Origin of the sequence: Terasakiella sp., from assembly GCF_048267425.1 — a bacterium.
In the GTDB taxonomy this organism is placed as follows: Bacteria; Pseudomonadota; Alphaproteobacteria; order Rhodospirillales; family Terasakiellaceae; genus Terasakiella.
Window position 1 is genome coordinate 110,215 of sequence record NZ_JBLWXN010000005.1, and the last position, 20,664, is coordinate 130,878.

The window sequence follows — 20,664 nt, forward strand, 5'->3', positions numbered from 1 at the left end:
AATTGCGGGTGGCATGAAAAAGTTAGACCATTTTTTGGGCGAGATTGCCGAAGCGAAGACGCCAGATGATTTGGCCTTGCTCTTTGCTAAGCAAATACAATCGCTTGGCTTTGCAACCTTTGCCTATTTTAATTTTGCTGTTCCTGAAAACGACTGGGTTGCGCATCGTCACAATTATGGATTGAAATGGCAAGATCGTTATCTGGATGAAAATTATGGAGATATTGATCCGGTGTTCCAACATGGAATGCGGGCAAGGTTGCCTTTTGCATGGGGCAGTCAGGATGCGTCCGGGTTGACTGCGCGACAGGTTCAAATGATGCACGAAGCCCGTGATTGCGGGTTGGGGAACGGGTTTACAGTGCCTAATAAAACCATTGGATTAAAACCCTCCTTTATTTCCGTTGCCAGTGATGAAACCGATGCAAGTTTTCAATCAGCAATCCGGCATAATGCGTCTGAATTACATATTCTATCGCTGCATTTTGATGCCCATTTTGCGGAACTTTCTTTACCTCAACCATTGATGTGTGTCTTGACGCCACGCGAACTGGAGGTGATGAAATGGGCGAAAGATGGCAAAACAAATGGTGAGATATCCGATATCTTGCATATTTCCGGTAAAACAGTGGAAAATCATTTTACAAATATTTACAATAAGTTAGGTGTGTATTCTCGGACACATGCCGTGGTGAAATGCTTGACCGAAGGTTTGATCGCCCCGTAAGCGAGAATGGTGACATAGGGGGATTCCCCTATATGGGCGTGCACAACTAAAAGCGATACTCCATTCAATTTTTAAACGAAGGGGTATCCGAAAATGTTATTTCAAATTGAACCGTCCGACCATCACGTTTTTATGGAACGTCTAGATCAAATGTTTCAACAACGCGCCCGTGTTTTTAAAGGCCGTTTGGGGTGGGATGTAACGATAGAAAATGGACGAGAACGCGACCAGTATGACGCAGAAGATCCAACCTATTTACTTTATTACAGTCCTGATGGATGTTTGCGGGGGTCTGTTCGCTTTTTGCCCATGACCGGGACCAATATGTTGCGAGATACCTTCCCGCAATTATTGGATGGCCAAATCTGCCCAGACTCTTCAATTTATTTTGAATCCAGCCGATTTGCTGTGGAAACGGATGGCGATCAAAAAATCAATCGGTTGCTGTCGCGTGGTTGTGCGGAGCTGTTTCTTGGTGGCATTGAGTATGGTCTTGCACATGGCAAGAAAGAGTTGATCACGGTAACTGACGTTTTTATTGAACGCTTGTTCAAATTGGCGGGCTGGTCTTCTGAACGCATTGGGGAAGAACACTTGATCGGGGACTCTCGCGCTGTTGCTGTGCGCTTACCCATAAGTCGTGAATATTTGGCGTCCGTTCGTCGTAAAACCGGCATTTTTGAGCCCGTCTTGTGGTCGCGTGCAACAGGTATGCAAAACGTTGGTTTAGAAAGCAATGCCGATGAACGCATTCAAGGTATGCATGCTTCTTTGGAATACCTTCGTGCGCAGGCAAAAGCAGCAGGAATGCCGGACATTGCCGATAAAATAGGTGCGATTGAAAAAGCCATTACCCGCGAAGTTATGAGCCTTGGCCACGCCTGATTAGATCAGTGCCCAATTGCGGATCATATAAATTGAAACGCAATTGGGCAGACTGACGGGATTTGTTAGCGTTGCAGGGAAGGGTAATCAACATATCCTTTTCCCGACCCGCCAAAAAGAGTGTCGGGATCCAATGTGGATAAGGCAAGTTTATTGGCAAAACGATAGGGAAGATCGGGATTGGCAATAAACGGACGCCCATAGGCAATAAGATCAGCCAACCCGTCTTTTAAAAGCTGTTCGCCACGCTCTTTTGTATATTTACCAGCCACAATAATTGTCCCGGAATAAACCTCACGCAAATCATGTCTGAATTGCTCGGGAATAGTTGGCGCATCTTCCCAGTCTGCTTCGGATAAGTGAATATAACTTATACCGATGCGTTGCAGTTCAAATGCGGCTTTCAACATGGTTTCAATAATTTCATCATCTGCCATATTACGTTGGGTAATATAAGGGGAAAGACGAATACCTGTACGGTCTGCTCCGATTTCTGCGGCAACGGCGCTACAAACCTCAACCAGAAAACGAATACGGTTTTCTTGACTACCGCCATAGGCATCGGTTCGTTGGTTTGATGATTTTCTCAGGAATTGATCAATCAAATAACCGTTGGCACCGTGAATTTCAACACCATCAAAACCAGCATCCATTGCATTGCGGGCACCCCGTGCAAAATCAGCAACGATATCCTTGATCTCGGTCTCTTCTAATGCGCGGGGAAGGGGGCAATCAATCATTTGCCCAACATTTGTTTGCGGATCAACAATCCAGACCTGCGCATCTGGGGACAGGGCGCTTGGCGCAACGGGCATACCATCATCATGAAAACTTTCATGGCTCATCCGGCCAACGTGCCATAACTGACAATAAATACGACCATTGGCTTGATGAACGTGATCGGTGACCTTTTTCCACCCTTCGACTTGTTCGGGTGTAAAAATACCGGGAGTGAATGAGTATCCTTTCCCTTGGCGCGAAACTTGTGTCGCTTCGGATATGATGAGCCCCGCACTGGCTCGCTGCGCATAATATTGTGCCATCATTTGATTGGGAATATCACCCGGCTGAGTGGTTCTTGCCCGTGTCATGGGGGCCATAACAATGCGATTGGGTAATGACAATGTTCCCAAGGACAAAGGCGTGAAGAGATCTGTCGTCATAATGGGTAATCCTTTCTATCGAAAACTGTTTGCTTGACAACAGAATCATCTTTACGAAAAATAAAAACAATTGAGATTTTATTTAAAATATATTTCGGGAAAATCGAATAATGTTGCTTGATAATCTCGCGCTTTTTATCCGTATCGTCGAAAAAGGTGGCTTGGCTGTTGCCGGGCGTGATCTGGGCTTATCTCCGGCAACTGTGACGGAACGCTTGAATACGTTGGAAAGCTATTATGGGGCAACGCTTTTAAAACGTACCACCCGGGCTATTCATATTACGGAAGAAGGGCGATTACTCCTTGATGGCGCCAAACGTTTATTGGCTGAAGCCAATGATCTGGAATGCCGCTTAAAACAAGGTGTTGATCAAATATCCGGCCCGATCAGGTTAAGTGCACCTCTGGATTTGGGGCGAAACCGCTTAACGCCGATTATTGATGCCTTTTTAACGGTTTATCCGCAAGTCAGTATCGATTTGATTTTAAATGATGGCTATATGGATATGGTGTCCGAAGGAATTGATTTTGCCATTCGCTACGGCAATTTAACCAGCAGTTCTTTGAAAGTTAAGAAAATAGCGTCAACACGACGCTTGGTCTGTGCTGCCCCGTCTTATCTTGAAAAATATGGAACACCCCAGACACCTTATGAACTGGAAAAACACAATTGTCTAATCATGCGGTTTGGGCAAAACCTTAATAATGAATGGTCATTTTCAATGGACGATCGCGTGATCAAAATTCCGGTGCAGGGTAATCGTATTGCAAATGACGGAGAACAAGTCCGCTACTGGTGTCTTGCCGGTTATGGGATTGCATATAAAGCGGATCTGGATGTGGAGGCGGATATTGCAGAAGGAAAACTTATTCCCCTGCTTGCTCCATACTTGAATGTCCCCTCCCAATTTCAAATCATTTACCCACAATCAAACACCATGCCGCGCCGTGTCCGGATGCTTATCGATTACATTGCAGACCAAATAACCGTTTAAGATCATGGTAAACAAAAAACCTCGCTCATAAGAGCGAGGTTTTAGTGGCGGATTGCTAGTCCGTCTAACCCCTGTTTCATCATGTTTCATTTTATTCCTTTTAACTAATTGATTCATATATTTATTTACAAACAGGTGTTTCATGTGGTTACACTGAATTTCATCAAATTGCGACCTATTTTGTGGGTCGGTTTGTGGGTGAAATTTTGTGGGTTGAGAATATGGCACGAAGCATTAATAAGCTTACGGCAAAGAAGGTAAGTTCATTGTCCGAAAAAGGCCGTTACAGCGACGGCAATGGCCTCTGGTTACAAATTACGCAGCATGGCACCAAATCATGGCTCTATCGCTTTATGATGCATGGCAGGGCCCGTCAGATGGGATTAGGCTCAATCAGCACTGTATCGCTTGCCGATGCACGAGAAGCGGTTGCCAATTGCCGTAAGATGGTTCAGCAGGGGATTGATCCGATCCAGCAACGCGAAGAGGAAGTCCGTACCCGCAAACTCGAAATAGCGCGCGCTATGACCTTTAAGGAATGTGCCTTGGCATTCCTTAGCGATAACTCGGATGGTTGGAAAAATGCCAAACATCGCCAGCAATGGGAAAATACCCTAAAGACCTATGCCTATCCGGTGATTGGGGATTTTCTCGTCAAGCAGATAGATACCGACCTAGTGGTTAAAGTGCTGCAACCAATATGGAAAGAGAAGACGGAAACTGCCTCACGCGTACGGGGCCGGATCGAGCGTGTTTTAGATTGGGCAAAGGTGAGGGGATATCGTGACGGCGAAAACCCTGCACGGTGGCGCGGTCATTTGGATAAAGTTTTTCCCAAAGCATCTGCCCTTAAAAACGAGAAGCACTTTGCGGCATTGCCTTATAAAGAAATTGCTTCCTTTATGGCAGAACTGCAAAAAAGGGATGGGAATGCAGCCAGAGGTCTTGAATTCCAAATTTTAACCGCTGCCAGACCCGGTGAAGTCTACGAAATGACATGGGAAGAGATCGACCTGCAAAACAAAATCTGGATTGTTCCGGCGGAACGGATGAAGGCGAAACGAGAACATCGTGTCCCGTTAAGTGACCGAGCCGTAAAGTTGCTTGAGAACTTACCCAGAGAAAAGGATAGCCCCTATGTCTTCAACGGTCACAAGAAAGGCCGCCCCCTCTCAAATGCAGCCTTCTCCCAACTGATGAAACGAATGGGAATGTGCGATATTACTGCACACGGTTTCAGATCGACTTTCCGAGACTGGGCCGCAGAGCAAACCTCATTTCCTCACGAAATCTGCGAAATGGCCCTAGCTCATACGATCAAGAATAAGGCTGAGGCGGCTTACAGGCGCGGAGATTTGTTGGAGAAACGTCGGGAATTGATGGAGGCTTGGGCTGGTGTTATGAAATAACTATTATGATTCCTTGTTTGAAGAGATAGTTAGGTAATAAACCCCGTTAGATCATAGATTTATTAAATTTAGTCCTTAGCTTAGATACCAAGGTGTAAGTATAGGAAATAATCAAAAAACAATCGCGCAATTCAATTAAATAGTGTATCTTTTAAAGAAATGGCAATTTATGATTTGCGCCTTATAACTGATGTTTGACTTGATGAGGTTCCTCTCTTTTCCAAAAGTTGCAGCTACGGCATTTGATTGTGAGCGACGCCAACTCAGGGCCAAAAGGATAAAAATGAAAAGTATTGTATTTTTTAATAACAAAGGGGGGGTTGGCAAAACAACTCTTCTTTGTAACTTGGCAGCTTATTTATCGATAAAAATGGCAAAGAAGGTTCTCATCGTAGATGCAGATCCTCAGTGTAATAGCACTACCTATATTTTATCAGATAGACAACTTGATGCAATCTATGGAAAGTTGAGAAGAGAAAGCGTCGAGTCCTTCTTATCACCCGTAAGGCGAGCAAAGGGATACATCGAAAAGAAGATACAGCCTGTGAGATCACGACGGTTTGAAGTAGATATAATTCCTGGCGACCCAAAGCTCGCGCTTAGTGAGGATTTATTGGCGTCAGATTGGAAAAGTGCAACGTCTGGCGACCCGAGAGGCTTGCAAACAACTCTAGTATTTGAGCATTTAAAGTTACAGTACCAAGAATACGATTATATATTTTTTGATGTTGGACCATCTTTAGGCGCAATAAATAGGTCTGTATTAATTGCATCTGACTACTTTCTTATTCCAATGGCAGTTGATGTCTTTAGTTTGATGGCTTTAGAAAACATCAATTTGTCACTGAAAAAATGGAAAAAAGGCATAGAAGAAGGTTTGAAAAAATACAAGGAAGAAGAGCATGAGGCTTATGAAGTATATGCTCAGGAATTTATATGGGGCTTAAATTTTGCCGGATATGTAATGCAGCAATATAAAGCTAAAACTGTTCGGGGACAAAAAGTTCATGTTAAAGCATACGAGAAAATTTCTAAACAAATACCTGAGAAGATAGAGAAAGAGATATGCTCCATTTCTTCCTCTGACAATGGGGGGGAGGAGTTATTTCTAGGCGAAATTGAGAATCTGTACAGTTTGGTTCCAATGTCTCAAACAACAAAGGCACCGATATTTGCGTTAAAAGCAAAAGACGGGGTTGTTGGTGCACACTTTCAAAAAGTTCAGGCTGCGGACACCGTATTTAGGAATATCTCCAAGAATTTACTGATAAATATTGGAGATAGTGATGATTAATTGGCCTAGCGAAGTCGTTAGCGATATTAGCCGTCGTCGCTGTGTAGTCGTTTTAGGGTCCGGTATTTCCATGAATAGTGTAAATATTGATGGGAAAAGGCCGAAGACTTGGCTCTCGTTCCTAAAAAGCACTCTTGTGAATATTCAACCTAAGAGGCATATAGAAAAGCTTTTAAAGGAGGGTGATTACCTTACTGCGTGTGAGGTTATTAAGCGAAGTCTTGGAAAGGAAGAGTTTACTAGAATTGTTAGAGAAGAATTTCTTACACCTGCATATCTTCCGGCAGAAATTCATAAAAAAATTTTCGCTTTGGATTCAAGAATTGTAGCAACTCCAAATTTCGATAAAATATATGAGACTTATGCAAACAGCGAAGCAAACGGATCAATTGTCGTTAAGCAACATTATGATACAGATGTGATTTCAAGCATACGAGGGTCGGAAAGAATTATTTTAAAAGTGCACGGCACAATTGATTCTCCTAACAATCTAATTTTCACTCGGGCAGAATATGCTGAAGCACGTACGAAATATGCAACTTTCTATGAGGTGTTAGAGGCTCTCGCGCTAACGCATACATTTGTTTTTCTTGGTTGTGGAGTCAATGACCCTGATATTAAGCTCCTTCTTGAAGATACTCTCTTCAAGCACAACAGCAGTCGCACTCATGTTATGCTTCTCCCTAAAGAAGCACTTCATGATTCCGTAATCGAAGTCATACAAGACACTATGAATCTAAATATAATTCAATACTCTAGTAAGCATAACCACAAGGAACTATTAGACTCTATTATTGCCTTAGTACAGTTGGTAGAAGATGAAAGGGAAAAGTTAAAAATTAATATGAACTGGTAACCTTTTATTTGAATTAGTTGCTTTCTGATCTGACGTCCTCCTAGCAAAAAGGAAGGGTTACACATTTGCGTACGATGTCCGGCCCCAAAACAGAAAGCAACTAAAACATTAAGAAAGCTCATCATTTAGATTATAAGGTAGTGTCCGAAAATGACCGCTGGGTTCACTTTTCCAACTCCGCTTTCAACTATGATATTTTATTTAATTTCGCCAATTAACAACGGTGTGCCGAATGCTTTCATACTGCCATTGCCTTGAAAGAAAAAATCGGTCCAAAAAGATTGGAAATTCCTCATCCCTTCACCTGATTGGTATTTACCTGATTTAGAATAACCTGCACCAATCACATAAACATTCGCTTGTTTGAAATTCATTTCCAAACCGGCTTTTTTAATCTTGGCAAGTTCGGTTTCTGGTGAGAGTTTTCTGAGCGAACCGGATTTATAAAAAGAGGTGAGGGTGGAGTGTTCCATCATATCTGAAATGATGAGCAGATAGCGTTCTCCGGTGATATCTTCAGAATACAGGCTTTTTGAAATAAGATTGAGATTATCCAGTAATTCTGTGTTGGGGATTTTGCTACTGGAATTAGCAAAGGTAGTCAGAAGGGCTTTGCCAATCCCTTCACGAACGGCTCTATCTTGCAGGGCGTAGCAATGATCAATTTTCTTTAGAACTTTTTTGGGTATGTCATAGCGTTCGTCATCTGAAAGGCGCGTGTCCAGCAGGCCTTTCAGAACAACATTCGTGAAATTTCCTTGAACGTAGGCTGAAAATGAAACGAGCTTTACGCTATCGCCCGGGCGAAGAAAATGCTGTATTTTTTTAAAGGCATGCTCTTGAATGCTTTTGTCGAATTCAACGGTTTGATCAACGGCAATAACAAGTTCCCGCTTCTGGACTGGGGGAGGTGTGTCACCAATACCGATCAGTTCATAGCAGCTTTTAATCTCTGTCTGGGCGGCTTGGGCAACAGTGCTTGCAAAAGTCAGGCAGAGAAGTCCTAAAAAGAATACAGCATTTCTTAACGTCATGACGAGTTTCCTTATTCCGCGCCCTGGCTTAACATTTCCTTGCGGAGGCGTTCGCGCATTTCCTCTTCTGTTTCCTTTCTAGGGGCTTCTTGCGCTGCTTTTTCTGCGAGCAATTCAGCGCGAAGTCGAGCTTCCATTTCTTCCGCTGTTTCTTCCTTCTTCAATGGAGGTTCAGGTTTCTGGTCTGGTTTTGTCTCAACAATAATTTCAGTCTGTTTTACAGGCTGTTGTTTCATGTTGAAGAAGGCTTCAAACGTTCTGTTACCAGAATTCATATGCGCGTCTCGATCTGCCTGATCGATACCCATTGCCTGGGTGTAATTGCGCATTTGTGCTTGCAAGTTGGTCAGGTGCTTTTGCGCAACCATTGTAATGGCAGCCTTCTTACGCTCAAACCAGGATTCATATTCAGAACGGCTTTTGAAGTTGCCAATGATCTGACGTGCCAGCTTGGACTCTTTACCTGCAAAGCCATATCTGTGACCAATGCCTATGCCCATCGCCTGAATGAGAATGAAAAGCACAGCAAGAATAGCAAATGTTGTGAAGTTGGCTGTGTCAGCCGCATCTTCTTTTTCCTGTGTTGCACGGTTGTCTGCTTCCTTTTGTGGCGCTGTCAGGTCACTAGGTAGCGACTTGTTAATTAAACTTTCCAGAGAAAGTTCGCCAGTACGTTCACCGCCAACAAAAGAGGTTTCCGCAACTTTTTCCTGCTTGTAGGTTTCATAACGAACAACTGTGGCACCCACTGCAATAACAAGAATAGCCACAAAGGCAATCATCGTCCAAATCGGTGTGCCGGGCGTGACTTGTGCGTTTGTGTCCAAGCGGTTGATGATCTGGATGTACTGAGGGGCGTTGTCGTCGTCTTCATTTTTTTCCAACGTCGGATGACCCTGTGGTTTCAGGGCAGGGCGATCAGGGTCATTGTCGTGGTTCCACCAGACACGTGCTTTTTTAATTAATCCACGTTTGTGCATTTCCGATCCTGCCGCGTGGGTTAACCAGACAAGCACAGCTGAAATTAGAAAAGCAATACCCAAAGCCCCTTTGACCTGAAGGCCCTCGCTGGCACCTGGAAGTGTGTAGCCAGAAAGAATGTAAGCAAAGCCAAGGGATTCAACAAAGACGAGACCGATGATGACAATCCACATAAAGATGCTTAGGTTTTTGCGCCCATTTTCCTGAACCTTTGACAGGTATGACTTTGCCTTGTCATACATTTCTGGATCAGCGGCAATATCGCGAATATCCGAGTAGAAGTCTTCACAAAGGACTTTTTCAGAATGATACCACCCGTCACTTGCGCGTGCGGCATTCTGAGCAAGCTTCTTCGTTTTACCAATTACAGGCATGCTGTAAAACGTGCTCTTCCAGAAGAGCTTCACTTCGCTCCACCATTTAATCAAGATAATGGTGGTGACGAGTAAAACTAAGATTAAAGAAATCGCAAGGCGATATGTGGAAAGGAAGGTAAGAATTTCGTCCATTTTATTATCCGCTAATATGCTTATTTTTTAATAATTTCCGGCTTGAAATCAGCCGCATAAATGTCGCCGTTTTTGGCATAAAACAGCTTTCCGAATGAGGAATGACCTTTGTCTTTCAATGAGAAGACTACATCCATGCAAATGAGGGGAGCAGCTTGTTTGGAAAAGAAGGTTCTATATAAAACGCCTTTTTCACCAACTGTAGCCTCCGCCTTTCCATCGGCTTTTAGTGATGGCTTTTCATCCCCCGGTTTAAAGTTCTCATATACAAAAACGGTGGGGTCTTCTGGCACAATACCACTGTCTCGTAACACAGAGACTTTGCTTAGGCCGACAAGGTGTCCGTTTACGTTCTGATCAACCCATGAGGTTCCATAAAGCCCGGGCAAGTGATCAGAGACCTTATGAGCAGTCAGGCCAGAACCATCCGATAGAGTTTTAATTTCGCCTTTTTTACGAAATCGTGTGGAGATGCAGGATGCGTTTAAAGCCTGAGATGAATCTGAATTACCATATGCAGAAGAAATCAGTGAAAAATTGAAGAAACCGCTCTCGCTTTCAAGCTTGCCCACTTGCGCCTGAACATTTTTCATTTTTGTTGATGCGAGAGTTCCTCCAAAATCTATGCCTGCATATTTTGGGGCTTCTGTTAAGGCAATGGCAGGCGGTGGGGGAGGTGGTGCAATACCATTGGAGTTAGGTGAAATCTCATTGTCACGCTGGAACTCATAAGCAACAATTGCTTCTTTATGTGGGAGTTCGACGACTTCAACCCGTCTGTTTTTTGCTCGCCCGATTTCGTCATTGTTGGAGGCTACAGGGTCAGTTTCTCCGGCCCCTTTAAAGAATAGCGCACTTTCGGTAACACCTTCCTGTTTGAAAATGTCAGCAACATATTGTGCGCGTCTTTCAGAAAGTGCCTGATTTTGTTCGGTTGAGCCTGTTGAATCCGTATGCCCGACAATCAGGATTTTGTTGGAACTCCCCTTGAAGGCCTGTGCAAGTTCTCGAATATCTTTTTCTGCCGTTGGTGTTAGGGCAGACCTTCCTACGGCAAACATTTGATTGCTGTCGATTTCAACGGCTAGCCCTTCGACTTTTTCACCTTTGTCTTGACTGTCTGGGTTTTGCCATGTGCTGGTTGGAGAAACGGAAATTTGCTTTCCTTTTATTTTCGTAACACGCATTTGATTTTGTGCAAGGGCAAGCTTTTTGCATCGTTCCTCAAAGTGACTTTCTACAGCTTTACCAATTAAGCCGCCAACCGCAGTACCAATAAGAGTTCCCCCGGTCTTGTTATTGTTGCCACCAACAACCCAGCCAAGAATACCACCGACTATCGCCCCGCCTAGAACAAAGGCGTTTGGGCTATAGTCACATACACCTTTGTTATTCGAATATGACGAATTTGAAGGGCTATTATTGCCTGTTGTAACACAGCCAGTTGCAGTGAGGGCAATCGTGCTGGTTGCGATTAATTTTTTTAGATGTTTCATGCGCCTACCGAATATGAACTCTTTGCTCATAACTTTGCACGAAACGAAACGTATTTAAACACCTTTTACGATTGTTTTTTGTTTTTAATATCTGGTGAAAATTAATATTGGGGAAATACGCATAAACGCTCACTCGATATTTTCCGTTACGCATAGATCATCACTTTTTTACGCATAAGTGTTCAAGCTTAAAATGGAAATTCGCGCATATACGGTCACAGAATCATAGACTTCTCATAAAAGAACATAAGGGAGGAAGTGACGATTTATCTCCTAATAGCTGTGGAAAACTGACTCATTAAAAGATTATAAGGATTGTCTGCAGGGCGCGCGAGCAATCACAATGGGAAAGGCGATGTACCCGCGAAGTGTGAAGTTTTGCCTCAGCAGGTGAGCTTCGTAAATGGTCACGACCTTCTGATGCAGGTCTTCGAAGGGCAGGCCCTTCATTTTGTGTTATACAGTGGGAACTTCTGGATGCTAAGGGCGTATCATTGACAAATAAGTTCCGGCTGGAAAATTACAGGATAATCAATGCTGTTAAAAGGCCAAGCCAACAGATGGCAGTAGATACCATTATGATCCAGTCGCCAAAAGTAAAGATTGGCTCTGCTCTCGGTACCTTGCCCTGAGTTGCAGGATTTTCCATCCTTTCAAGAAGTGCAGGAAGATACTCTGTCAAATCAACACGTACTGCCTTTGACATGATTTTCTACTTTCTTTGATTTTCTTTAACATTACCACATAGAACAAAAATGACCTAGCGGGTGAATGCCCATTGGGCAGGGGGCGGCAATGAGCCCTTTGTTCTCGCTGTTATTGCCTATTTCAAGCTTGTTATCGTGTGTTTACGGCTTGTAACCAAAGTTTTAACCGTTGTTATTCTAATGTTTTGGCATGTTTTCACTATGTTTTGGGTGTGACAATTTTTGTTTATCTGCGGATTGTTTTCCTGTTTTGTCAAGAAATTGGATTTATTCTCTTTTTTTGTTGGCTTCTGTTCATCTAAAAATAGGCAGGATACGCATTTTGTCCGACAACTTAGTGAAATGATCAATATAAAATAGAACAAAAAAAGAACAAATAATGCTTTACTTTCCTCTTTGCATGATGATATAGAATTTAATATGTCAAAATATTTCCCGCCGGGGACCGGCTGTAATAAGGTAAGGCAATGCTGGATATGTCATTTAAAGAATTAAGAGAGCAAAATGCCATGTCGGTTGAAGATGCGGCAGACTTAATGGGAGTTACCGTTAAGACAATTTATCGCTGGGAAAAAGGCGAGGTTGAACCCAAAGCACATTGCCTTGAAATCCTTCGAAACAAACTTGCTTTTAAAAAAGAGGCTTTGCCCGATAATCCTGCTTTCACGTTTATTGATTTGTTTGCCGGAATTGGAGGTATTCGCAAGGGGTTTGCATCTGTTGGCGGGCAGTGCGTTTTCACGAGTGAGTGGGACGAATACGCACAACGTACATATCGTGCCAATTTCCATGACAATCATCATATAGCAGGAGATATTACGGCTGTTGAAGCAGCTGATATCCCGTCTCATGATGTTTTGTTGGCCGGGTTTCCATGCCAGCCGTTCAGTATCGCAGGTGTTTCAAAAAAGAATGCCTTGGGTCGCAAACATGGATTTGAGGATGAAACCCAAGGGACTTTATTTTTTGATGTATTACGTATTATCAAATATCATAAGCCCGCGGCGTTTTTGTTGGAGAATGTGAAAAACCTGAAAAACCACGACAAGGGCAATACCTTTCGCGTTATCGAAGGTGCATTAAAAGAGGCTGGATATTGCATCAGCACAAGAGTTATTGATGCAAAGGGCTATGTGCCACAACATCGTGAGCGTATCTTTATTGCAGGTTTTAGAGTTGATACAGGCTTTGACTTTAACAAATTGGCATTTGCTGAACCAACTCAAGGGCCCATTTTAGGCGCAATTCTGCATGATGAAGGAGAATTGCCGGAAGAACATTATACGCTTCCGGCTGATGAACCTAGGGCAAATGTGGCGTCACGTGTAAATGATAAATATACACTCACTGACAAGTTGTGGGCATATTTACAGGCCTATAAAGAAAAACATCAGGCTGCGGGCAACGGTTTTGGGTTTGGGCTGAATGGACCAGAGGGCAAGGCTCGGACTTTATCTGCGCGTTATTACAAAGACGGAAGTGAAATTTTAATCAAGCAAGAAGGCAAAAATCCTCGTCGTTTGACCCCCAGAGAATGTGCGCGATTAATGGGTTATGATACTGGTAGGGAACCTGAATTTATTATTCCAGTGTCAGATACCAGGGCATATAAACAATTTGGGAATAGCGTTGTTGTTCCTGTAATCAAGGATATTGCAAGATACATGTTGCCCCATATCTTGAAAGCAAAGAAAGATCATGTAGCGACACGAGATGCCGCTGAATAGAGGTCTTTGTGATTGACGTAGTATCGCTAGGGAAACGCAGCCAAATGATGGCTGGAAATATGGGCATGTGCCATTGAGGGAAGGAAGCGTCTAAAGATCGAGAATATTGTGTTGTTTACAACATCTAGGTTGCGATTTGAAAGGCAATATGCTTCATAGACTGGAAATGACAAGGGGGCAAAGTAAGTGGCACAGGAACTAGAAGAAATTTCCAGACTTGACGCATTGACAGGCTTGATGCGGGATCATCAGGTTCACACACTTGTTTATAAACGTTTGGCGCCCAACGATAATTCAAAGAATCAGATTTATCTCGGCGGAAATTATTCAGCTTTGCAATTGTTGCCATTTGGCAAGGTTTATACCGATGAAAGCCGCAAGGATAGCAAACGGGACCGTTTTAAGGCGGATTTGCCTTTTCTGTGGATGGATGATATCGGGAATTTATATCCTGTACCTTCTGCACAATTAATTTTGTATCCCAAATACCCTGAAGTTAGAATGTCCGGTTTTTTAAAAGGGGCTGAAAAGGCACCAAGGCGGTATTTAAGAACCCGAGAAGAAGGGCGGGTTATGTTTTTGGGAATTACGTGTGATAGGCGCATCATTGGCCATGTTATCGGGCCAGAAAATCCGTTAATACGGGAATTGCAGACCTTCGATGCTGTTGACACTGTCTTTAATACGATCTATCGCGACCAAGCAGGGGAAAATACCAAACGGGAATTGTTGGACCGCCTGAGAGAAATCCATGAAATGGGATGGGTGAATTCCTGCAAGCTGAACAGTAGTGGTGATCGTGTGCCGTACAAAGCGCCAAACGGAGGTGGTTATACATTGGAGGCATTGTTAGGTGTTATTCCCAACGGTGATAATGAACCTGATTTCCTAGGGTGGGAGATTAAACAACACAAGACGCGTCTCGACAAACCGCTATCTGGTGGAGCCATAACGCTGATGACTCCTGAACCTACTGGTGGGGTATATAAAGTCTCAGGAGTTGTTCAGTTTATCCGGCAATTCGGTTATCCTGATAAATCCGGGAAACCAGATAGGATGAATTTTGGCGGCATTCATAAATTTGGTGAGCGACAGCCGGGAACAGGGTTAACTTTGGAGTTGGCCGGGTATGATCCGCTGAATGGTAAAATTATGGACATTAACGGCGGGATCACCCTCTTAAGCGATGATGGTACAGAAGCTGCCATATGGCATTTTAGCAGTCTACTGGAAAAATGGAACCGAAAGCACGCTCAGGCGGCCTATGTGCCATCTGATAAAAGGGTGTCGGATCAAGGCGTGCAGTACATGTATGGACATGCGGTTGCATTGGGAACTGGTACAGATTTTTCAAAATTTTTGTCCGCAATGGCTCGACAATCGATTTATTATGATCCAGGCATCAAGGTTGAAAATATCAGCACAAGTCCAAAAGCGAAAAAACGTAGTCAATTCAGAATTCGTCCACCTTTAATTCCCGACCTGTACGAGTCTATGGAAGTGGTGGAGTTATAGGCTGTCAAGTCTCTTCATAGTCTTCCTTGTATTCTGGACCAAATCGTTGGCCTGTTTCCAGCTCAAAATCTGCGAAAAATTCTTCAGGGTCCATCGCAATGATACGTTTGTAATCAAAGATTATTTGATCCAGTTGACGATGCGTTTCTCTTAACGCTTTTGAAGACCTCTTCTCAATGCGCTCTTCCAGTGAAGTCGCGAGAGCATTTAATTCATCCAAATGATTGCTCAGCAGCATATCTGTCAACATTCGAACTCTGTCGTTAAAGTCTTTTAATTCTTCGAGGTAGCATTCGATATGCATTAATCCAGCAACTGCGGACATTGATTTTCTCCTTTGATTTTTTTATGAGCGGGAACAAAGTCGAGGGCTTGTGAATGTGCCTGAATGTGGGTCTTGCCTCCCAACCAGCTATCTATGCGGTTTTTTACAGGTATTGAAGGTTGAACCCAGACGCCCTGTCCTGTGACGTTTAAGCGAGCTGTTGGGAAGACAGCAGAAACAAGTTTTAACGCATCGATGGATTTTATTTTGAAGTCTATGATGCGTTCAGTTCTACTTCCTAGTTGGCCGTATAAGTTCGCCCATGTAATTAACTTTTCACGCGTTGTCGCCTGCAGCCGAAATGCAAGAAAAATGTACCAATCAAGCGCGAAAGGGCGGTTCCGTAATATTGAAATAGCAACAGCATCTAAAACGACACTGTGTTTATCCAAGCTTGCTTTAAAATCTTTGTTTACCCGGAGTTCTGTGACCCATGAGTTTTTATTGGAAGTAATCTCCCATAGTTGAGTATTTGCAAAAGCAAGGTCTTCAATCTGATATTCACTGTCGAAACTTTTAGGGTAGTAAAATTGAAATCGGCAACGGGCGAGCCTTGCGGCTTGTTCTTTTATATATCGGATGGAGCCATTTTGGCCGCCAGTAACATGAATCCCAAGTTTCTTCATGAATTCGGATAGAGATTTTCCCATAGATATGATGCCGTAATCGTTTCTGTAAGCTTCGGTATTGATATATATGAGGATTAGGCGTGCTTTCGAACCAAATGGAAGTCCTGCCGGAATGAGGTTGTTGTCTTTCGGTATGTGACCGGATGAGAGAATGCACTTGAAATCATTGTTTATTCTTTGCCATTCCTCTGTTTTGCTTTTAGGGTGATCCATAGGTAGGGCAAAGCGTGTGAAGTTACTGTGTAGTGTTAGGGGAGGGTGTAGTTGTGCAGACCAGTAGCGTGAGGCTGCTTCGATAGCCCTGATATCAATAGGTTGAATGAAATCTTGCTGCAGTCTTTGGATTGCCTCAGATGCGCCATTTTCCCAAATTAACGTTTCGAGAGTTACGTCTTCTCCATTCCGGTTTTTGAGTGTGTATGGGAGACTGAGTTTTACTTTCCTATACCTCATATCTTACCCCTGTTTTTGGTAAGAGCGTCGAGGGCGTGAGTCTATCCAGTCGCTGATGTCATTTTCTAACCAGCCAATCTGACCATATCCTAGGTCAACAGGGGCAGGGAAAGATCCTGCACGTAATCTGCGCCAAATGGTGGTTCTTGAACGTATGCCTGTTAGTGCAAGTACATCATTCATGCGCAATATTGTCTTTGGTTGTGTAGAAGTCATTTCTTTACTCCGAATGCAATTCAATGAAAATTCATAAAGTTTCATTCTGTTTGATTGCATTTAGGGTCTTAGAAAAGAATAAGAAAATCTGCAACTGTTGTAAAAATGTTACATTTTTGATGTGCTAGGATTTACTCTATACCGAAGAGGGCTTGGAAAGCGATTGAGACTGTGCCGAATTCATGAAAACCACCCTTCAAGCGTTGGCTCATTTGTGGGTTGGTTTGTGGGTAGAAAATAAAAACCCTCGGAAACGCGCGGTTTCCAAGGGCTTGTGGCGGATGGCTAGGGATTCGAACCCCAGGAACCTCTCGGTTCAACGGTTTTCAAGACCGCCGCTTTCGACCACTCAGCCAGCCATCCTCAGATTGTGTGGCAGGTTATTAGCGTAATAGTTATGCGCTTGGCAAGAAAGAATTTCGTTTTTTTGAAAACTTTTTTTTCATTCAATGAATAAGATAGAAAAGAGGGGACGCATTGCTCCTATGAACAAGGCGCACACCCTCTTTATCAAGCCAGATGTGAGAGGTTTTATTATTTGGCTTCAATCCCTTTTTTTGCTGCCTTCATTGCCTCACTCAAGATCGCCATATCGCCGATATGGTTGGCAAGAAGGAGGATGAGTTTTGCATTTAGCTCGCGACTTTGTTCTTCGCTCAGGTCGCGGTGAAGGTCGATGAGTTCCTGATAAAAGTCGTCAGGACGTTCAATGTTTGCGTTGGTGTTAAGTGACATTGCAAAAGCTTCCTTTTTTAGAGTTGAGCTGTGGCGCGTTTCAGTGCGGTTTCGATCTTATTTTGATCGAAGGTCCGCCAACGTGCTGCAACGTGTTGGTCTGGGCGCAGAAGGTACGTTGTTCCGTCTTTTGCGTCATAGCGTTCTTTGAGGCGGCTTTTGATATCCAGCATATCTTTACCAACGACAATAATATCACACGCGATACCATTAAGATCCAAAGTTTTAATACCTGGGTCCGTACCAAACGTTAAGATTTTAAAGCGAGAGTCCGCAATGTGATTCAGGAACCAGCCTTCGCAACCATCGACATTGACCGGTGCGTCGGCACAGTTTGTACCGGGAAGCATTTTACCATCAAAGGTGTCTTCGTCCGGTGTATTTAATGAACTATGAAGATAAGGGGTCGGCATGGACAGACGACCGGAATTGACCAGAGGTCGCGCAAATTCATAATCGGAAGCCAAATCAAGTACAGCATCACGAAAGGCTTTTGAAACGGCACTTTTCGGTGTGATGAAATCGGTGGAGCGGGTGGAGTTCAACAAGTTGTCCGCTGCAGCAAAAACACGTTCTTCGCTATAGCTTTCCAAGAGTTTCTCCGGTGCTTTTCCGTCCATAACCAGTTTGAGTTTCCAGGTCAGGTTATCGATATCCTGCACACCCGTATTTGCCCCGCGGGCCCCGAAAGGGGAGACCTGATGAGCCGCATCGCCGGCAATAAAGACACGACCACATTTGAAGTCCTGAAGTTGGCGACAGGCAAATTGATAAACGGAAACCCATTCCAATTCAAATTCCACATCGTCACCAAGCATGGCTTTCAGGCGCGGAATAACATTTTCCGGTTTTTTCTCTTCTTCCGGGTCGCAATCCCAACCGAGTTGGAAGTCAATGCGCCAGACATCATCGGATTGCATGTGAAGCAAGACGGACTGGTTGCGATGGAAGGGGGGATTAAACCAGAACCAACGTTCCGCCGGGAAATCGGCTTTCATCACCACATCGGCAATCAGGAAGCGATCTTGAAAGAACTGCCCTTCGAAATCCAAGCCCAACATTTTACGAGTATCGGAATTGGCACCATCGCAAGCGACAACATAATCGGCTTCCATTTTATAAACACCGTCGGGTGTTTCGATTTGCAAAGCAACATGATCGTCATGATTTTTCAGGCTGATGGTTTTGGATTTCCAACGAAAATCGATTAAATCCCCATATTGCTTTTTGGCTTCATCGATCATGTATTCTTCAAGATAATATTGTTGAAGATTGATAAACGCCGGGATTTTATGGTCATCTTCCGGCAGAAGGTCGAATTGGTAAACCAGTTCTTCATCCCGAAAAACTTTACCGACTTTCCAGACGACGGATTTATCGATCATGCGTTCACCAACGCCCAGTCTATCCCAAATTTCCAATGGACGTTTGGCATAACAGACGGCGCGCGAACCGATGGAAACGGTGTTGTTGTCATCCAGAATAACAACCGGAATACCTTGTTTTGCAAAATCGAGTGCGGTTGTCAGGCCAATGGGGCCTGCGCCAATAATGACAGCTTTATGGCGTTTTACGGTGCCGGATTTTTGCTCTTCTGATTGGACGTAATCAAATTCTGGATATTGATATGTGTTAAGCATTCTAATTTCCTCCCCTCATATTCTCCTTAACTGGAGAATTCCTTTTCATGCATCCATTGTGCGTGCTGTGGGGCGCGTTTTGTTTTTGCCCATTCTTCCAGCATGTCCCATTTGACATCGTCCAATTTTTTGTGCATGTCCGGGGTATCAGTGTTGGCAGCCAATTCCAGACGATGACCGTTGGGGTCATAAAAATAGATGGATTGGAACAATGTATGATCGGTCGGGCCAACAACGTTGATGCCGTCTGCTTCCATTTTTTTCTTGATTTCCATCATTTCATCAATGGAATCAATCTGGAGAGCAAGGTGTTGGCACCATGCGGGAGTGTTTTCATCACGGCCCATTTCCGGAGAATTCGGGAGTTCGAAGAAGGCAAGGATATTGCCGCCACCTGCGTTTAAAAAGATATGCATATACGGGTCGGGCTCTTTCGTGGAAGGAACTTCATTTTCGGCAATGGCGAGAACGAAATCCATATCCAGATATTTCTGATACCAGAGCACTGTTTCCTTGGCGTCTTTACAACGATAGGCCACATGATGGATTTTTTGAATGGGCATTGGTGCCTCCCTGTGAAGCGGATTTATAAGTTACAAATGAAACTATAATGGTTACATATGAAACCAATCAAGTAAAAAATGCACAAAGTTTGAAAAAACTTGCCTCCTTATGCGCTATGTCCTTAAATGGTTATGGATGAAACTAAATTTAAAGGCGTCTTGGCACCATGTTGCGAAAAGATAAAAAAACGGTCACTTTTCAGTTGGAGAAGTTCTTTCCTTATCTTGTGCGGATTTATTATCGTGCGGTCAGTCAATCGGTTTCTTCCATTTACGAAAATGATTACGATTTGACCGTTTCTGAATGGCGGGCTATGGCAGTGTTGGGGAACAGTAAAGACCCCTTATCCGCAGGGGAGATCGTAACGCGTTCCAGTATCGACAAGGTGAAAGTCAGTCGGGCGATTGCTGGTTTGACAAAAGCGGGATATCTGGAGAGACGTGTCGACGAGGGGGATCGTCGTAAAGTTGCGTTGCAATTAACACGGTCAGGATATTATGTGTTCGAGGAACTGGTTGAAAAAGTACAGGAACTTGAAAACAAGCTGCTGGAAGGCTTTTCTCCTGAGGAAAAAGACCTTCTTATTACTTTCATGGCACGTGTTCGCAGTAATGCGGAAGAGCTGGAGAAAGGTAGCGGTGACTGAATTTCTATCAGCTCAAAGGTATCCCTGTTTCATATTGCGAGTGAACGGCATAATCTTTGAGTGAGTGCTTGCTGGTTGCGCGCATACTCGAATCTTCAGTTCACTTGAAGTCTGAAGAATCTATAGCGAAATAAAAAAATACTCATTTGAAGCGTTTT

The 20,664-nt window shown here is 43.7% G+C and carries 19 protein-coding genes and 1 tRNA gene; 9 read left to right on the forward strand and 11 right to left on the reverse strand.

Annotated features, from left to right (window positions below; translation table 11 throughout):
- The first annotated feature begins 13 nt into the window (after positions 1-13).
- Complete coding sequence (locus ACN0VA_RS09785) at positions 14-727, forward strand: helix-turn-helix transcriptional regulator (protein WP_417820969.1); 714 nt, start codon at positions 14-16, stop codon at positions 725-727.
- A 93-nt stretch (positions 728-820) separates the two neighbouring features.
- The gene (locus ACN0VA_RS09790; protein WP_417820970.1) at positions 821-1,612 is read left to right on the forward strand and encodes an acyl-homoserine-lactone synthase; all 792 of its coding nucleotides are present in this window, start codon (positions 821-823) and stop codon (positions 1,610-1,612) included.
- A 65-nt stretch (positions 1,613-1,677) separates the two neighbouring features.
- On the opposite strand, the gene ACN0VA_RS09795 is transcribed toward ACN0VA_RS09790, so the two are convergent.
- On the reverse strand, positions 1,678-2,775 hold the full coding sequence (locus tag ACN0VA_RS09795; protein ID WP_417820971.1) for an alkene reductase: 1,098 nt from the start codon (positions 2,773-2,775) through the stop codon (positions 1,678-1,680).
- Positions 2,776-2,885: 110 nt separating this feature from the next.
- Here ACN0VA_RS09795 and ACN0VA_RS09800 point away from each other — a divergent pair, with 110 nt between their 5' ends.
- The 4 genes from ACN0VA_RS09800 to ACN0VA_RS09815 all read left to right on the forward strand — a co-directional run bounded on the left by ACN0VA_RS09800 (position 2,886) and on the right by ACN0VA_RS09815 (position 7,329).
- Positions 2,886-3,770, forward strand: coding sequence for a LysR family transcriptional regulator (locus ACN0VA_RS09800; protein ID WP_417820972.1), 885 nt, complete (start codon positions 2,886-2,888; stop codon positions 3,768-3,770).
- 221 nt (positions 3,771-3,991) lie between these two features.
- Positions 3,992-5,179 (forward strand): tyrosine-type recombinase/integrase, encoded by a 1,188-nt coding sequence (locus ACN0VA_RS09805; protein ID WP_417820973.1) that lies wholly within the window; start codon positions 3,992-3,994, stop codon positions 5,177-5,179.
- 283 nt (positions 5,180-5,462) lie between these two features.
- Positions 5,463-6,473, forward strand: a complete 1,011-nt coding sequence (locus tag ACN0VA_RS09810; protein ID WP_417820974.1) for a ParA family protein — start codon at positions 5,463-5,465, stop codon at positions 6,471-6,473.
- Positions 6,466-7,329, forward strand: coding sequence for an SIR2 family NAD-dependent protein deacylase (locus tag ACN0VA_RS09815; protein WP_417820975.1), 864 nt, complete (start codon positions 6,466-6,468; stop codon positions 7,327-7,329). Before ACN0VA_RS09810 ends, ACN0VA_RS09815 begins: the two co-directional genes overlap by 8 nt.
- 197 nt (positions 7,330-7,526) lie before the next feature.
- Here the strand turns inward: ACN0VA_RS09815 and ACN0VA_RS09820 are convergent, their stop codons facing one another.
- Genes ACN0VA_RS09820 through ACN0VA_RS09830 form a run of 3 tightly spaced genes read right to left on the reverse strand, consistent with a single transcriptional unit; the run spans position 7,527 to position 11,349 of the window.
- Entirely contained in the window at positions 7,527-8,363 is an 837-nt protein-coding gene (locus tag ACN0VA_RS09820) for a hypothetical protein (RefSeq protein ID WP_417820976.1), read from the reverse strand.
- Positions 8,364-8,374: 11 nt separating this feature from the next.
- Positions 8,375-9,853: a hypothetical protein gene (locus ACN0VA_RS09825; RefSeq protein WP_417820977.1), complete on the reverse strand. Its 1,479-nt coding sequence runs from the start codon at positions 9,851-9,853 to the stop codon at positions 8,375-8,377.
- Positions 9,854-9,873: 20 nt separating this feature from the next.
- On the reverse strand, positions 9,874-11,349 hold the full coding sequence (locus ACN0VA_RS09830) for an OmpA family protein (RefSeq protein WP_417820978.1): 1,476 nt from the start codon (positions 11,347-11,349) through the stop codon (positions 9,874-9,876).
- Positions 11,350-12,523: 1,174 nt separating this feature from the next.
- On the opposite strand from ACN0VA_RS09830, the gene dcm reads away from it, so the two are divergent.
- Both dcm and ACN0VA_RS09840 read left to right on the forward strand, forming a co-directional pair.
- Positions 12,524-13,783, forward strand: coding sequence for a DNA (cytosine-5-)-methyltransferase (dcm, locus tag ACN0VA_RS09835; protein WP_417820979.1), 1,260 nt, complete (start codon positions 12,524-12,526; stop codon positions 13,781-13,783).
- A gap of 186 nt (positions 13,784-13,969) precedes the next feature.
- Positions 13,970-15,298, forward strand: coding sequence for an MvaI/BcnI family restriction endonuclease (locus ACN0VA_RS09840; RefSeq protein WP_417820980.1), 1,329 nt, complete (start codon positions 13,970-13,972; stop codon positions 15,296-15,298).
- 4 nt (positions 15,299-15,302) lie between these two features.
- Here ACN0VA_RS09840 and ACN0VA_RS09845 read toward each other — a convergent pair whose 3' ends face one another.
- The 7 genes from ACN0VA_RS09845 to ACN0VA_RS09875 form a co-directional block, all read right to left on the reverse strand.
- Positions 15,303-15,623, reverse strand: a complete 321-nt coding sequence (locus tag ACN0VA_RS09845) for a hypothetical protein (protein WP_417820981.1) — start codon at positions 15,621-15,623, stop codon at positions 15,303-15,305.
- On the reverse strand, positions 15,602-16,705 hold the full coding sequence (locus tag ACN0VA_RS09850) for a replication protein RepA (RefSeq protein WP_417820982.1): 1,104 nt from the start codon (positions 16,703-16,705) through the stop codon (positions 15,602-15,604). The genes ACN0VA_RS09845 and ACN0VA_RS09850 overlap by 22 nt, the downstream gene beginning before the upstream one ends.
- Positions 16,706-16,708: 3 nt before the next feature.
- Positions 16,709-16,981, reverse strand: coding sequence for a helix-turn-helix transcriptional regulator (locus ACN0VA_RS09855; RefSeq protein WP_417820983.1), 273 nt, complete (start codon positions 16,979-16,981; stop codon positions 16,709-16,711).
- A 215-nt stretch (positions 16,982-17,196) separates the two neighbouring features.
- A tRNA-Ser gene (locus ACN0VA_RS09860) sits at positions 17,197-17,284 on the reverse strand.
- A gap of 171 nt (positions 17,285-17,455) precedes the next feature.
- Complete coding sequence (locus ACN0VA_RS09865) at positions 17,456-17,656, reverse strand: DUF2783 domain-containing protein (protein ID WP_417820984.1); 201 nt, start codon at positions 17,654-17,656, stop codon at positions 17,456-17,458.
- Positions 17,657-17,673: 17 nt separating this feature from the next.
- On the reverse strand, positions 17,674-19,296 hold the full coding sequence (locus ACN0VA_RS09870; protein ID WP_417820985.1) for an FAD-dependent oxidoreductase: 1,623 nt from the start codon (positions 19,294-19,296) through the stop codon (positions 17,674-17,676).
- A gap of 26 nt (positions 19,297-19,322) precedes the next feature.
- Positions 19,323-19,859: a VOC family protein gene (locus tag ACN0VA_RS09875; protein WP_417820986.1), complete on the reverse strand. Its 537-nt coding sequence runs from the start codon at positions 19,857-19,859 to the stop codon at positions 19,323-19,325.
- Positions 19,860-20,026: 167 nt separating this feature from the next.
- On the opposite strand from ACN0VA_RS09875, the gene ACN0VA_RS09880 reads away from it, so the two are divergent.
- Positions 20,027-20,506: a MarR family winged helix-turn-helix transcriptional regulator gene (locus ACN0VA_RS09880; protein ID WP_417820987.1), complete on the forward strand. Its 480-nt coding sequence runs from the start codon at positions 20,027-20,029 to the stop codon at positions 20,504-20,506.
- The last annotated feature ends 158 nt before the right edge of the window (positions 20,507-20,664 follow it).